General features: G+C 70.7%; 12 protein-coding genes. 7 read left to right on the top strand and 5 right to left on the bottom strand.

Features of this window, described 5'->3' with window-relative positions:
* Window positions 1-47: 47 nt before the first annotated feature.
* The 3 genes from MYF83_RS00435 to MYF83_RS00425 all read left to right on the top strand — a co-directional run bounded on the left by MYF83_RS00435 (window position 48) and on the right by MYF83_RS00425 (window position 4,773).
* A complete protein-coding gene (locus MYF83_RS00435; protein ID WP_248958092.1) occupies window positions 48-638 on the top strand; it encodes a hypothetical protein in 591 nt (196 codons plus the stop codon).
* Window positions 639-776: 138 nt separating this feature from the next.
* Complete coding sequence (gene glgB, locus MYF83_RS00430) at window positions 777-2,999, top strand: 1,4-alpha-glucan branching protein GlgB (protein WP_248958091.1); 2,223 nt, start codon at window positions 777-779, stop codon at window positions 2,997-2,999.
* A gap of 82 nt (window positions 3,000-3,081) precedes the next feature.
* Window positions 3,082-4,773 (top strand): S49 family peptidase, encoded by a 1,692-nt coding sequence (locus MYF83_RS00425; protein WP_248958090.1) that lies wholly within the window; start codon window positions 3,082-3,084, stop codon window positions 4,771-4,773.
* 60 nt (window positions 4,774-4,833) lie between these two features.
* Here MYF83_RS00425 and MYF83_RS00420 read toward each other — a convergent pair whose 3' ends face one another.
* Both MYF83_RS00420 and MYF83_RS00415 read right to left on the bottom strand, forming a co-directional pair.
* Entirely contained in the window at window positions 4,834-5,520 is a 687-nt protein-coding gene (locus MYF83_RS00420; RefSeq protein WP_248958089.1) for an SGNH/GDSL hydrolase family protein, read from the bottom strand.
* Window positions 5,517-6,926 (bottom strand): MFS transporter, encoded by a 1,410-nt coding sequence (locus MYF83_RS00415; protein ID WP_248958088.1) that lies wholly within the window; start codon window positions 6,924-6,926, stop codon window positions 5,517-5,519. Before MYF83_RS00415 ends, MYF83_RS00420 begins: the two co-directional genes overlap by 4 nt.
* Window positions 6,927-7,054: 128 nt before the next feature.
* Here MYF83_RS00415 and MYF83_RS00410 point away from each other — a divergent pair, with 128 nt between their 5' ends.
* Entirely contained in the window at window positions 7,055-7,699 is a 645-nt protein-coding gene (locus MYF83_RS00410) for a TetR/AcrR family transcriptional regulator (protein WP_248958087.1), read from the top strand.
* Between the two features lie 73 nt (window positions 7,700-7,772).
* Complete coding sequence (locus MYF83_RS00405; protein ID WP_248958086.1) at window positions 7,773-8,246, top strand: MarR family winged helix-turn-helix transcriptional regulator; 474 nt, start codon at window positions 7,773-7,775, stop codon at window positions 8,244-8,246.
* Window positions 8,247-8,291: 45 nt separating this feature from the next.
* Here MYF83_RS00405 and MYF83_RS00400 read toward each other — a convergent pair whose 3' ends face one another.
* Window positions 8,292-8,762, bottom strand: a complete 471-nt coding sequence (locus MYF83_RS00400; protein ID WP_248958085.1) for a carboxymuconolactone decarboxylase family protein — start codon at window positions 8,760-8,762, stop codon at window positions 8,292-8,294.
* Between the two features lie 186 nt (window positions 8,763-8,948).
* Window positions 8,949-9,470: an RrF2 family transcriptional regulator gene (locus MYF83_RS00395; RefSeq protein WP_248958084.1), complete on the bottom strand. Its 522-nt coding sequence runs from the start codon at window positions 9,468-9,470 to the stop codon at window positions 8,949-8,951.
* A gap of 123 nt (window positions 9,471-9,593) precedes the next feature.
* Between MYF83_RS00395 and MYF83_RS00390 the strand changes: the two genes are divergently transcribed.
* Window positions 9,594-10,091, top strand: coding sequence for a MarR family winged helix-turn-helix transcriptional regulator (locus MYF83_RS00390; RefSeq protein ID WP_248958083.1), 498 nt, complete (start codon window positions 9,594-9,596; stop codon window positions 10,089-10,091).
* A gap of 63 nt (window positions 10,092-10,154) precedes the next feature.
* A complete protein-coding gene (locus MYF83_RS00385; RefSeq protein ID WP_248958082.1) occupies window positions 10,155-11,618 on the top strand; it encodes an MFS transporter in 1,464 nt (487 codons plus the stop codon).
* Here the strand turns inward: MYF83_RS00385 and MYF83_RS00380 are convergent.
* Window positions 11,608-12,660, bottom strand: coding sequence for a hypothetical protein (locus MYF83_RS00380; protein ID WP_248958081.1), 1,053 nt, complete (start codon window positions 12,658-12,660; stop codon window positions 11,608-11,610). The two genes, MYF83_RS00385 and MYF83_RS00380, sit on opposite strands and share 11 nt — an antisense overlap.
* Between the last annotated feature and the right edge of the window lie 21 nt (window positions 12,661-12,681).

The raw sequence follows: 12,681 nt of genomic DNA, 5'->3' as shown, positions 1-12,681 counted from the left end.
GATACGATCCGTGATCGGGGATTCACGGAAAGTGAGAGAGTGGGCTGATGGGGCTGAGGCGGCTCGCGATCACCATCGTGGGCGGCGCCACCCTGACCGCGGTGCTGTGCACGGGCGTGGTGGCGCTGCTCTGGGCGGGCGAGGACGGGAGCGGAGCGTCGCGCCCGCGGACGGCCGGCGCCGGGCTCGGCGGGCCGACCCAGGCGGGCCGGCCGGAGGTGGACGACCCGGGGTACGAGGACGAGGCGAGTTCCCGGAGCCGCGAGGGGAACCGCGCCCGTCGCGGCGGGGGGACCGAGGTTCCGTCTCCCGCGGACCTTCCTTCGAGCACCCCCGATCCCCGCGACGGCGGGCATCCGCCGGCCCCCACCCGGTCGGAGCAGGCGCGCGCGACGGAGTTCCTGCTCGCCGACCCCCCGCTCGCGGCCATCGTGCGCAGGGCCTACGCCGAGGCTGCGCACAGGCCACTGACATCGGCCGCGGACCTTCGGGTACGCTCCCTGATCTTCCGGCGGTTCGGCTGCGAGACCCGCCGATGCCTGCAACTGTTCGTGTGGTTCCCGAACGGCGAGGAGCTCGACATCGGGCGCATCGTCGTCGACATGTCCTCCGGAGGCGTCCGCGTGCTGAGGTGGTGACACGGCCCTGTGACCGCCGAACCACGCATTTGCCGTCCCCATGGTGTGATCCGGCCGACATCATGGGTTGGCGGGAGGATCTGGGGCAGGGTTAGCTCATAACCACAATCACGGTGCCGAGGAGCGGTGAGCGATTCGATGAACGCGGATCTGGACTTGAACCGGCTGGCCGGCGGCGCCCACCATGATCCACACGCGATCCTGGGCGCGCACCCTTCCCCTGACGGCCTGACCGTACGGGCGCTCAAGCCACTGGCCGAGAAGGTCGAGCTGGTGCTCGAGGACGGCCTCCACGAGATGCGGCACGAGGCCCACGGTGTGTTCACCGTGACGTTGCCCGGCGTGGACAAGATCCCGCCCTATCGGCTGCGGGTCACCTACGAGGGCGCGGAGCCGTACGAGACGGGCGATCCGTACCGGCACTGGCCCACGCTCGGCGAGGTCGACCTGCACCTCATCAGCGAGGGGCGGCACGAGCGCCTGTGGGAGGTCCTCGGGTCCCGCGTCACCCGGCACGACGACGAGGACGGCACCGCCTTCGCCGTGTGGGCGCCGAACGCACGCGGCGTGCGCGTGGAGGGCGGCTTCAACCACTGGAACGGCGCCGCGCACCCGATGCGCTCCCTCGGCCGGTCGGGAGTATGGGAGCTGTTCATCCCCGGCATCGGCGAGGGGGAGCACTACAAGTTCTCGATCCTCGGCGCCGACTCGGTGTGGCGCTCCAAGGCCGACCCGATGGCCCGCCGCACCGAACGGCCGCCGGCGACCGCGTCCATCGTCGATGTGTCCAGGTACGACTGGCAGGACGAGGCGTGGATGCGCCGGCGCGCCGAGCGCGACGCGATCGCCTCCCCGATGAGCACCTATGAGGTGCACCTCGGCTCGTGGCGTCCCGGCCTGAGCTACGAGGAGCTGGCGTCCCAGCTCGTGGAGTACGTCACGAACATGGGCTTCACCCACGTGGAGCTCCTGCCGGTCGCCGAGCACCCGTTCGGCGGCTCCTGGGGTTACCAGGTCACCTCCTACTACGCCCCCACCTCCCGCTTCGGCGGCCCGGACGAGTTCCGCCACCTCGTCGACCGGCTGCACCAGGCCGGCATCGGCGTGCTGCTCGACTGGGTGCCCGCCCACTTCCCCATGGACGAGTGGGCGCTCGCCCGCTTCGACGGGACGCCCCTGTACGAGCACGCCGACCCCAGGCGCGGCACGCACCCCGAATGGGGCACCTACATCTTCGACTTCGGCCGCCGGGAGGTCCGCAACTTCCTGGTCGCCAACGCGGTCTACTGGCTCAAGGACTTCCACATCGACGGCCTGCGCGTGGACGCGGTCGCCTCGATGCTGTACCTCGACTACTCCCGGCGTGAGGGCGAGTGGACGCCGAACGTCTACGGCGGAAGGGAGAACCTCGACGCCGTGGAGTTCCTCAAGGAGATGAACTCCGTGGCCTACCGCGAGGCGCCCGGCATCATCACCATCGCCGAGGAGTCGACCGCGTGGCCCGGCGTCTCCCGTCCGGTGCACCTCGGCGGGCTCGGCTTCGGGTTCAAGTGGAACATGGGCTGGATGCACGACACCCTGGCCTACCTGCACCACGAGCCGGTGTTCCGGCAGTACCACCACCACCAGATGACGTTCTCGCTGATGTACGCCTATTCCGAGCACTTCGTGCTGCCGCTCTCGCACGACGAGGTGGTGCACGGCAAGGGCTCCCTGCTCGGCAAGATGCCGGGGGACGAATGGCAGCGTTTCGCCAACCTGCGCGCCCTGTTCGCCTTCATGTGGGCCCATCCCGGCAAGAAGCTGCTGTTCATGGGCAGCGAGTTCGGCCAGGGCTCCGAGTGGTCGGAGGAGCGGGGCCTGGACTGGTGGGTGCTGGACTTCGAGCCCCACCAGGGCGTCCAGCGGCTGGTCCGCGACCTCAACCGGCTGTACGCCGAGACGCCCGCGCTGTACTCCCAGGACCACACGCCCGCCGGATTCCAGTGGATCGACGCCGACGACGCCTCCGGCAACGTCTTCTCGTTCCTGCGCCACGGCGCCGACGGGTCGATGGTGGCCTGCGTGGCCAACTTCTCCGGGCAGCCGCACGAGGGGTACCGGCTCGGCCTGCCCGCCGGAGGGCGCTGGGACGAGGTGCTCAACACCGACGCGTACACCTACTACGGCAGCGGCGTCGGCAACCTCGGCTCCATCGAGGCCGTCGAAGAGCCCTGGCACGGGCTTCCCTGCTCCACCCGCCTGCGCGTGCCGCCGCTCGGCGCCCTCTACCTGCGCTACGCCGGAACCCCGGAGGCGCCCGCCGCCGACGCGGGCACGACGGCAGTTCCGCAGGACGCCGGCGACCGGCCTCCGCTGTGAGCGAGCCGATCTGAGCCGAGCCGATCTGAGCCGAGAGGAAAGCGTGCGCCTCCGTACTGGAAACGTCGCCTAGGGTGTCGCTATGGACGCGACAAAGGCGATCATGGACACCGTCGACCGGTTCCGGCAGCGGCGCACGGCTCCCCTCGTTCTCGAACTCGACCTCACCGAAGGGCTCTCCGAGGGGCCCCCGTCCGACCCGCTCAGCGCCATCCTCTCCATGCGCAAGACCCGCCTGGCCGACGTGCTCGAAGGGCTGCGGCGGGCGCGCAAGGACCCTCGCGTCAAGGCCCTCGTCGTCAAGATCGGCGGACGCCCCATCGGGCTCGCCATGGTGCAGGAGCTGCGCACGGCCGTCGTCCAGCTGCGGGCTGCGGGCAAGCTGACGGTGGCCTTCGCCGAGACGTTCGGCGAGTTCGGCGCGGGAACCGTGCCCTACTACCTGGCCAGCGCCTTCGAGAAGGTCTACCTGCAGCCCTCCGGCGACGTCGGCCTGACGGGCATCTCGCTGGAGCAGCGCTTCGTGAAGAACGCGCTCGCGAAGATCGGCGTCGAGTACCAGATCGGCCAGCGGCACGAGTACAAGACCGCGGCCAACATGTTCACCCAGGACCACATGACCGAGGCGCACCGGGAGTCCGCCGCCCGCATCGCCGAGTCGGTCATCGAGCAGATCGTCTCCGGCATCGCCGAGGGACGCGGCCTGGCGCCGGAGCGCGTCCGCGAGCTCATCGACCAGGGCCCGTTCATCGGGACCGAGGCGGTCGAGGCGGGGCTGGTCGACCGGCTCGCCTACCGGGACGAGGTGTACGACGAGGTCCGCGGCGAGGACGACGTGCTGCTGTTCGTCTCGCGGTACGCCAAGGGCGCCATCGCCAGAAAGCTGCCGCACCCGGGCGAGCAGGTCGTCGCGTTGATCCACGGCAATGGCCAGATCCGCCTCGGCCGCAGCGGGCGCAGCCCGCTCGGCGGCGGGGGCGCCATGGGCTCCGACACGATCGCGGCCGCCTTCCGGGCCGCCCGCCGGGATGAGAACGTCCGGGCGATCGTCTTCCGCGTCGACAGCCCCGGCGGGTCGTACGTCGCCTCGGACACCATCTGGCGGGAGGTCGTGCTCACCCGCAAGGCGGGCAAGTCGGTGATCATCTCGATGGGCGACCTCGCCGCGTCGGGCGGCTACTTCGTCTCGATGGCCGCCGACGTGATCGTCGCCCAGCCCGGCACGCTCACCGGCTCCATCGGCGTGTTCGGCGGCAAGCCGTCGGTGGGCGAGCTCCTCGGCCGCGTCGGCGTCACCTCCGAGTCGGTCGACGTGGGCGCCAACTCGGGGATGTTCTCGCCGAGCCGGGGCTTCTCCGAGCCGCAGTGGGAGCGGGTCAACGCCTGGCTCGACCGCATCTACGACGACTTCGTGGGCAAGGTCGCCGACGGCCGGGGCCTCGGCCGCGACCGGGCCCACGAGCTGGCGCGCGGCCGCGTCTGGACCGGCGCCGACGCCTTCGGCAGCGGCCTGGTCGACGAGCTCGGCGGCCTGGAGGACGCGCTGGCGATCGCCAGGAGCAGGGCCGGCCTGCCCAAGAACGCGACGGTGCGCACCTATCCGCGCATGCATCCGCTGGAGCGGCTCCGCCCGCCCGACTCCAGCGAGGACAAGGCCGCCGCGCTCAGCCGGGTGCGCCTGGAAGCGTGGGGGCCCCTCGCCCGGCTGGCCTCCGAACTCGGCCTCCCGGCGTACGGCCCCCTCATGCTCCCCGGCTGGTGGACCATCCGCTGAACCACGCCGGTTCCCCGCCGGTCCGCGTCGACCACGCCGCGCGGACCGGTGAGGGCGCCGTCAGTTCGCCCTGCTCGCAGCGGGAGCGTCGATCGCGGCGGCGAGGCGGCGCAGGGTGCCGGCCGCCGCGATGGCGTGGCCTCGCGCGTTGAGATGGATGCCGTCCGAGCTGTAGATCCCCGGGTCGGCGGCGACCGGATGACCGGTGTTGTCGACATGGATCGCGCCGAACCTGGAGGCCACTTCCGCCGTCAGCGCGTTCAGCCGGCCGAGCCGCGTGCTCCAGGTCTTCGCGTACTTCTCCGGCACCACCCCGGACAGGGTGATGTCGAGGAGCCCGATGGTGACGACCTGGCAGCGGGCGGAGCGCAGCGCCGAGACGACCGCCTCCAGCTCCGCCGCCACCCCCGCCTCGTCGAAGTCGCGCCCGAAGGTGTCGTTGCCGCCGAAGGCCACGACCGCCAGGTCCGGGCGGAACTCCAGTGCCCGTGCCAGCTGCGACTCGCGCACCTGCGCCGCGAGCAGGCCCCGCCTGCCGAGGTTGAGGTGGTCGAGGGTCGGCCGCACCAGGCGCAGGATCCGGACGAGCCGGTCCATCCAGCTCTCGTCGCGGTAGCCGTCCACCGGCTCCCTGATCCCCTCGATGACGCTGTCCCCTATCCCCACAACGCGCTCCCAGGGTGCTCGCGCCAGCAGCCCGGCCGCGTGTTCGTCGCTCAGGCAGTGCGGGTCGATGGCCTCGTTCACGCCGTGACCTCCTCTTTCCGGGTGGACGCCGGCACGGCGGCGGGAGCGGCGCGGAGCGTGATCGCCATCCCGATGACGGCGGCCGCGGCCGAGACCAGCGCGCAGAACAGGTAGACGTTGGTGAAGCCCTGTAGTCCGGTCCGGGCGGGCAGGATCGCCGCGAGCGCCGCGACGCCCAAGGCGCCGCCGAGCTGCCGGGCCGTCGTGTTGAGCCCGGTCGCCCCCGCGAACCGCAGCGGCGTTACCGACAACGCGGCGGCGCTCGCCGCACCGTAGGTGAGGGCCCCCATTCCGGCACCGCCGACGAGTCCTACGGGCAGCCAGAACGTCAGGAACTGCGGGGTCACCGGGAGTGCCAGGACGATCCAGATCGCGGAGCCGGCCATCACGGCGGCACCCCCGACGACGCCGGCGCGCGGACCGAACCGGCCGCCGAACCGGCCGAGGGCCAGCGCGGCGATCGTGGCCGTCAGCGCCCCCGGACTCACGGCCAGACCCGCCCGCAGCTCCGAGTAATGCCAGACCTGTGTCAGGTACAGCACGCCGACGAGCAGCCACGGGTACAGCGCGGCGCCGTAGAGCGCCGAGGCGATGTTGGCGACGGCGAACGTCCGGCTGCGCCACAAAGACGTCTCGACGGCGGGAACAGGGTGCGTGGTGGACCGCCAAAGGGCGAGCGCGGTGCCGGCGGTGCCTCCGGCGAGCAGGCCGATCGTCCGGGCGTCGTCCCAGTGCCAGGACGGTCCCTGCGTCACGCCGAGGGCGATCGCCCCGATGCCGCCGGCCAGCAGCGCCGTGCCGAACAGGTCCGGCAGCCGCCCGTGCGTCCGCTCGCCGGCGGGGATGACCCGGGCCCAGACGATGATGGCCAGGCCGACCGGGATGTTGATGAAGAAGAGCGACCGCCAGTGCAGCAGGTCCACCAGCACCCCGCCCACGCTGGGGCCGACGGCGGCGGCCATGGCCCCCGACGCGGTCCACAGACCGATCGCGCGGGCCCTGCGGTCCGCGGGGGTGTCGTGGAGCAGGACGGCGAGCGAGGCGGGGATCATCGCGGCCGCACCCGCCCCTTGGAGGGCCCGGGCCGCCAGGAGCATCGGCAGGCTGGGGGCTAGCGCGCAGAGAAGCGACGCGCCGGTGAAGACGGCGACACCGCTCCGGAACAGCAGGCGGCGGCCCACGATGTCGGCGAGCCGGCCCGCCGGTGCGAGCAGTGCCGCGAACAGCACGGCGTAGAGGGTGATGACCCAGGTCAAGCCGGCCACGGACGCGGAGGTGAAATCGTGCCGCAGGTCGGCGATCGCGAGATTGGTCACCGTCGCGTCGAGCATCGCCAGGAAGGTCGCCCCTGAGGCGAGCAGCGGGAGCGCGGCGCCTCCCGGTGGCGCGGACGTCGTGCGGGGCATCTGGGCTCCAATCAAACTATACGAACGGTCGTACACTCTTTCAGTGCCGAGCATTCTGTCAACCGCTTCGGCAAACTTTCTGCACGAATGGTCGTATAGTTTGGCTGGACAGGGCGAAGGCGGTGAAGATGATCGGCACACAGACCGACGGCCGGTTGCTGCGCGGGGAGCAGACCCGGCGGCTGATCCTCCAGCGGGCCGTGAACATCGCCTCGGTCGACGGGCTGGAAGGCCTGTCCATCGGGCGGCTGGCCACCGAGTTGAAGGTCAGCAAGAGCGGCGTCTTCACCCACTTCGGCTCCAAGGAGGAGCTCCAGCTCGCCACCGTCCGCGCCGCCGCGGCGATCTTCATCGCCGAGGTCGTGCGGCCCGCCGAACAGGTGCCACCCGGCCTGCGACGGGTGTGGCTGATGTGCGAGCGCCGGCTCGGCTACATGTCTCGGCCGGTCTTCGCCGGCGGGTGCTTCTTCTACGCCGCGACCGCCGAGTTCGACACCCGGCCCGGGCGGGTGCGCGACGAGATCGCCGCGCACCTACGCCGCTGGCGGAAGAAGAACGCCGACGACATCCTCGAGGCGAAGGTTCTCGGCGAGATCGCCGAGGACACCGACGTCGAGGGGCTGGCTTTCGAGCTGGACGCCTACGCGCGCGCCGGTGGGGGCGACGCGCTCCTCCACGACGACCCCGGCGCCATCACCAGGACCCGGACCATCATGCTCGCCCGGCTGCGCTCCGTCGCCACCGACCCGTCCATCCTCCCCGTACCGGCCTGAGCGCGGCCTTCGTCCCGGTCACCGCGCGTACGATGGTCAACACGGTTGTCCGCACTGAGCGAGGTCGCCCATCGTGTCAACGAACCCGCCGGGCTTCGAGCTGCCCCTCCGGCTGTTCCTGGGGTTCCGCACCATCATCGACGAGGTCCACGCCGAGCTGGCCCGCCAGGGACATCCCGATATGCGGCCGATGCACGGGTTCGTCATGCAGGCCATCGGCACGCGCGGCACCACGGCCGTCGAACTCGGGCGCCGGCTGGGGGTCTCCAAGCAGGCCGCCGGCAAGACGATCGACACGCTGGAGCGCATGGGGTACATCGAGCGCGATACCGACCCCGAGGACGCCCGACGCAAGATCGTGCGGCTCACGGAGCGAGGCGTGGACAGCCTCGTGCGGTCGGCCCGCATCTTCGACGACATCCGGGCTCGCTGGTCGGAGACCCTCGGCGAGGAACACCTCCGCGCCATCGAATCCGGCCTGCGCGCGATGACCCCGCCCGATTTCTTCCGCCTCGACGTCCCCGGCTGGTTCGGCGGACTCGACTGAGACGGCGTCCGCCGAACCATCACCGGGTCACCCGCCATACACCGGTCAGGCGGAGGCGGGGCGGCGGTGGGAGCCGGCGACACCGCGGATGGTGACGTTGACGCGGTTCCAGGCATTGATCTCGGCGATGGCCATCACCAGCGCGGCGAGCTGCTCCTCGTCGTAGTGGTCGGCGGCCTCGTCCCAGACCTCGTCCGGCACCCCGTGCGGGTTGTCTGCGATCCGGGTCGCCGCCTCGGTCAGCGCCAGGGCCGCCCGCTCCTCCGGGGTGAAGTAGGGCGCCTCGCGCCAGGCCGCGACCGTGAACAGCCGCTCGTCGGTCTCACCGGCCTTCTTGGCGTCGTGGCCGTGCATGTCCAGGCAGAACCCGCACCCGTTGATCTGGCTGGCGCGGATCTTGACCAGCTCCAGGGTCGCGTGCGGGATGCCGCTGCGCGCCACGTAGGCACCCACGTCGAGCATCGCGCGGTAGCCCTTGGCGGCGACCTTGGCGAAGTTGTCCATCCGTGACTGCATCGCTTTTCTCCGTTTTCATGAGGTACGGCTTGGGGGTACGGCGACCGCCGTACGTGAAGTCGGTGTTCGTCTGACTCGTCGGGAATCCACGGCCTGCGGCCATGGGGCGGCCGGGGCTCATAATCTAGACATTGGATCTCCAGTTTCTGCTTCCAGGCCGAGGCGGAGGCCTCATCGTCGGAACGATCAGGCGGACGAGGGCGAGGAGGGGGAAGAAGGGGGGGACGAGGACGAGCCGCGCGCGTACCAGCGCCGGAGGCTCTCGCCCGCCTGGGGCGCGTGGCGGTCGGCCGCCGCCCGCACGTCGGCGAGGGTCTGCGCCGCCAGCGCCCGCCGCCAGGCCATCTCGGCCTTGCGCATCGCGGTCGTGACCGCGCAGGGCACGCGGAACCCCCGGGCGGGAGACTCCACCCCCGCGCCGCGCTGACGGATCTCCGTGCACTGGAAGGCCTCGTCCGGACCCTCGATGGCCGTGACGACGTCCATGAGCGTGATCTTCTCGAGCGGTCGGGCCAGCCGGAAGCCGCCCTTCACCCCTGGGGTCGAGGCGAGGATCCCGGCCCTCACCATGGCCTGGAGCTGCTTGTTGAGATACGCCGGCGGCAGCTCGTAGCTCGCCGCCAGCCTCGCCGTCGGCACGGGCCGGTCTTCATCGAGCCATGCCAGCGTCAGGCAGCAGTGGACCGCCCATTCGACGCCTTCACTCATCCGCACAAACTAGATATTATACCTCCAGGTTCACCCTCCTCGGGGCGCCCACAGGAAGGGGTCTTCCGGAATGGGTCTTCCAGCGGATAATCCGTCACGGACCGAATTGTTATGCTGTCAGGCATGACCGCCATGGCGCCCGCCCGCACCGCACCGGACCTGTCGTTCCTGCTGGACCACGCCGGCCATGTGCTGCGGACCCAGATGTCGGCGGCGCTCGCCGAGATCGGCCTGACCGCGCGCATGCACTGCGTGCTGGTCCACGCCCTGGAAGAGGAGCGCACGCAGATCGAGCTCGCGGAGATCGGCGACATGGACAAGACCACGATGGTCGTGACGGTCGACGCCCTGGAGGAGGCCGGCCTCGCCGAGCGCCGCCCATCGAGCAAGGACCGGCGGGCCCGCATCATCGCGGTCACCGAGGAGGGGGCGCGGGTCGCCGCGCGGAGCCAGGAGATCGTGGACCGCGTCCACGAGCAGGCATTGGCGGCGATTCCCCAAGGCGAGCGCGAGATCTTGCTGCGGGCCATGAACCTCCTGGTCACCGGGCCACTGTCCACTCCGGTGGAGAACCCCCAGCCGGTGCGGCGGGCACGACAGCGGGGAAATCAGATCCGTTAGGGATCGTCTACTAAAAAACCATCTGCTACGGTTCCTCCTGTCGCCTTTCTGACAGGAGTGCCCATGTCCGCAACCTCCGCCGTGCCCCGATCGCGCTGGATCGCCCTCGGGGTGATCGCCTCGGCGATGCTGATGACCATCCTCGACGGCAGCATCGTGACCGTCGCGATGCCGGCGATCCAGGCCGACCTCGGCTTCTCCCCCGCCGGCCTCAGCTGGGTCGTCAACGCCTACCTGATCGCGTTCGGCAGCCTGCTACTGCTCGCCGGACGGCTCGGCGACCTGATCGGCCGCAAGCGCCTGTTCCTGGGCGGCAGCGCCCTGTTCACCGCCGCCTCGGTGCTGGCGGGCGTCGCCACCACCCCGGCCACGTTGATCGCCGCCCGGTTCCTGCAAGGCGTGGGCAGCGCCATGGCCTCGGCCGTCAGCCTGGGGATCCTGGTGACGCTGTTCACCGAGCCGAGGGAGCGCGCGAAGGCGATCGCCGTCTTCAGCTTCACCGGCGCCGCCGGCGCCTCGATCGGCCAGGTGCTCGGGGGCGTCCTGACCGACGCCCTCAGCTGGCACTGGATCTTCTTCATCAACCTGCCGATCGGGCTCGCGGCGCTCGCGGTCGCCGTGCCCGTCCTGCCCGCCGACCGCGGGCTCGGCGTCGCCGCCGGCGCCGACGTCATCGGCGCCCTCCTGGTCACGGCCGGGCTGATGGTGGGCATCTACACCGTGGTCAAGGTCGAGGAGCACGGCTGGACCTCGGCGTTCACGCTCGGGTACGGCGCCCTCGCCGTCGCGCTGCTCGTCGCGTTCGTCGTCCGGCAGGCCACCGCGCGGACCCCGCTCATGCCGCTGCGGATCTTCCGGTCACGGGACGTCTCGGGAGCCAACCTGGTCCAGATCCTGGTGGTCGCCGCCTGCTTCTCCTTCCAGATCCTCGTCGCCCTGTACCTGCAGAAGGTGCTCGGGTACGGGGCCGCCGCGACCGGCGTGGCGATGCTCCCGGCGGCGGCGGTCATCGGGGCGGTCTCACTGGGCGTCTCCGCGCGGCTCAACGCCCGCTTCGGCGAGCGCAACGTCCTGCTGGCGGGACTGCTGCTCCTGATGGGGGTCCTCGGGCTGCTCGCCCGCGTGCCCGTGCAAGCGAACTACCTCACCGATCTGCTGCCGTCGATGCTGCTCACCGCCGGCTTCGGGCTCGCCCTCCCGGCACTGACCACGCTCGCCATGTCCGGCGCGGGCGACGACGACGCCGGGCTCGCCTCCGGGCTGTTCAACACGACTCAGCAGATCGGCATGGCGGTGGGTGTGGCCGTGCTCTCCACGCTGGCGGCCTCCCGCACCGGGGACCTCGTCGAGCAGGGCAGGAGCCAGGCCGAGGCGCTGACCGGCGGCTACCACCTGGCGTTCGCCATCGCCACCGGGCTCCTGGTCGCGGCCTTCGCCGTCGCGTCCACCGTGCTGCGCCGGCCCGGGCGGCGGGCCGTCACGAAGCCGGATACCCGGCCAGAGAAGCGGGTCGAGATTACGAGGTGAGGCTGTACTCCACGGTCGTGGGAATCCCGTCCTTGGCGGCATACGCGGTGGCGCTCAGCAAGATCCTTCCTTTGTCCGTAATCGTGATCTGGTCGGCTTGCACACTCTGGTACCCGTCCGGCCGTGGAAGCGTGCTCTTGGTCCAGTGTCCGCCGCGGTAGTGGATGGCGATGGGCGTCCAGGGTTCGCCGTCACGCCGGGTGGCGATCCACAGTCCGCCGTGCCCGTCCGGGACCGCCTGGCTGAAGTGAAGGCCACGAATACCGAGGTCGAGAAGGTTCCAGGCGTGCCCGTCCCAGTGCATGACGACCTCACGGTGGTGGATCCAGTTGTCGCAGCAGAAGGAGGTGGTGACCGTGCCGACCGCCCACACGTCGTTCGCGGCGAGCGCGATGATGTCGCTCAACAGGCTCTCGGGGGCTTCTCCGTGAAGAGAGCCGGGCATCGGCACCTCAGGCACGGAGGCCGGAGTCCACGTATGACCGTCCCCGTGCATGATCTTTCCGTCGAAGAGGGCCCAGACGTCGTTCCTCGCCACGGAGGCGACATCGATCACGTTCGCGGTGGCGGGGACGCGTTCCCATACGCGTCCGTTCCAGTGGGCCAGTATCCCGTCCGGACCGGTTCGATCGCCTGGCGCTCCCAGCCGTACGTCCGACCCTGAGATCCAGATGTCGTCGGAGCCCGTACCGGTGATGTCCTCGATCAGGAGGGCGTCCGGGAGCGGCGGGGTCATTCTCCGCCGGCGTGTCCCATCCCAGCGGGTCACCTCCAGACCGCCGCCGCTCGTGCTGAACGTCCAGATGTCGTCGCGGGCGAACCGCTTCACGATGTCGGGCGAATCAGTCGCGTCCTCAGAAAGCTGATCAAGGCGGTGGCGAGACATCGTCCAGTGAGCGGAATCCACGGGAAGGGGGACGCTGAGGGCAACCGTCGGACCGCTGTCACACGCCTCGGGCGGGCACGAGTCGGACAGCAACTCCCAGGCACCGAAGCACAGAGCCGCGATCATGATGGCGAGAAGCGCTACAACCCATCGCATGACGGGATCATCCCGGAAGAC

It is taken from the genome of Sphaerisporangium perillae (assembly GCF_023276435.1).
Taxonomy (GTDB): Bacteria; Actinomycetota; Actinomycetes; order Streptosporangiales; family Streptosporangiaceae; genus Sphaerisporangium; species Sphaerisporangium perillae.
The sequence above is the reverse complement of the archived record's forward strand: the minus strand, read 5'-3'. Positions and strand labels throughout refer to the sequence as shown.

Bases quoted from the DNA above. Each gene is read 5' to 3' on its own strand.
- MYF83_RS00435 (WP_248958092.1), top strand. From the start codon at position 48: ATGGGGCTGAGGCGGCTCGCGATCACCATCGTGGGCGGCGCCACCCTG.
- glgB (WP_248958091.1), top strand. From the start codon at position 777: ATGAACGCGGATCTGGACTTGAACCGGCTGGCCGGCGGCGCCCACCAT.
- MYF83_RS00425 (WP_248958090.1), top strand. From the start codon at position 3,082: ATGGACGCGACAAAGGCGATCATGGACACCGTCGACCGGTTCCGGCAG.
- MYF83_RS00415 (WP_248958088.1), bottom strand. From the start codon at position 6,926: ATGCCCCGCACGACGTCCGCGCCACCGGGAGGCGCCGCGCTCCCGCTG.
- MYF83_RS00410 (WP_248958087.1), top strand. From the start codon at position 7,055: ATGATCGGCACACAGACCGACGGCCGGTTGCTGCGCGGGGAGCAGACC.
- MYF83_RS00400 (WP_248958085.1), bottom strand. From the start codon at position 8,762: ATGCAGTCACGGATGGACAACTTCGCCAAGGTCGCCGCCAAGGGCTAC.
- MYF83_RS00395 (WP_248958084.1), bottom strand. From the start codon at position 9,470: ATGAGTGAAGGCGTCGAATGGGCGGTCCACTGCTGCCTGACGCTGGCA.
- MYF83_RS00390 (WP_248958083.1), top strand. From the start codon at position 9,594: ATGACCGCCATGGCGCCCGCCCGCACCGCACCGGACCTGTCGTTCCTG.
- MYF83_RS00385 (WP_248958082.1), top strand. From the start codon at position 10,155: ATGTCCGCAACCTCCGCCGTGCCCCGATCGCGCTGGATCGCCCTCGGG.
- MYF83_RS00380 (WP_248958081.1), bottom strand. From the start codon at position 12,660: ATGCGATGGGTTGTAGCGCTTCTCGCCATCATGATCGCGGCTCTGTGC.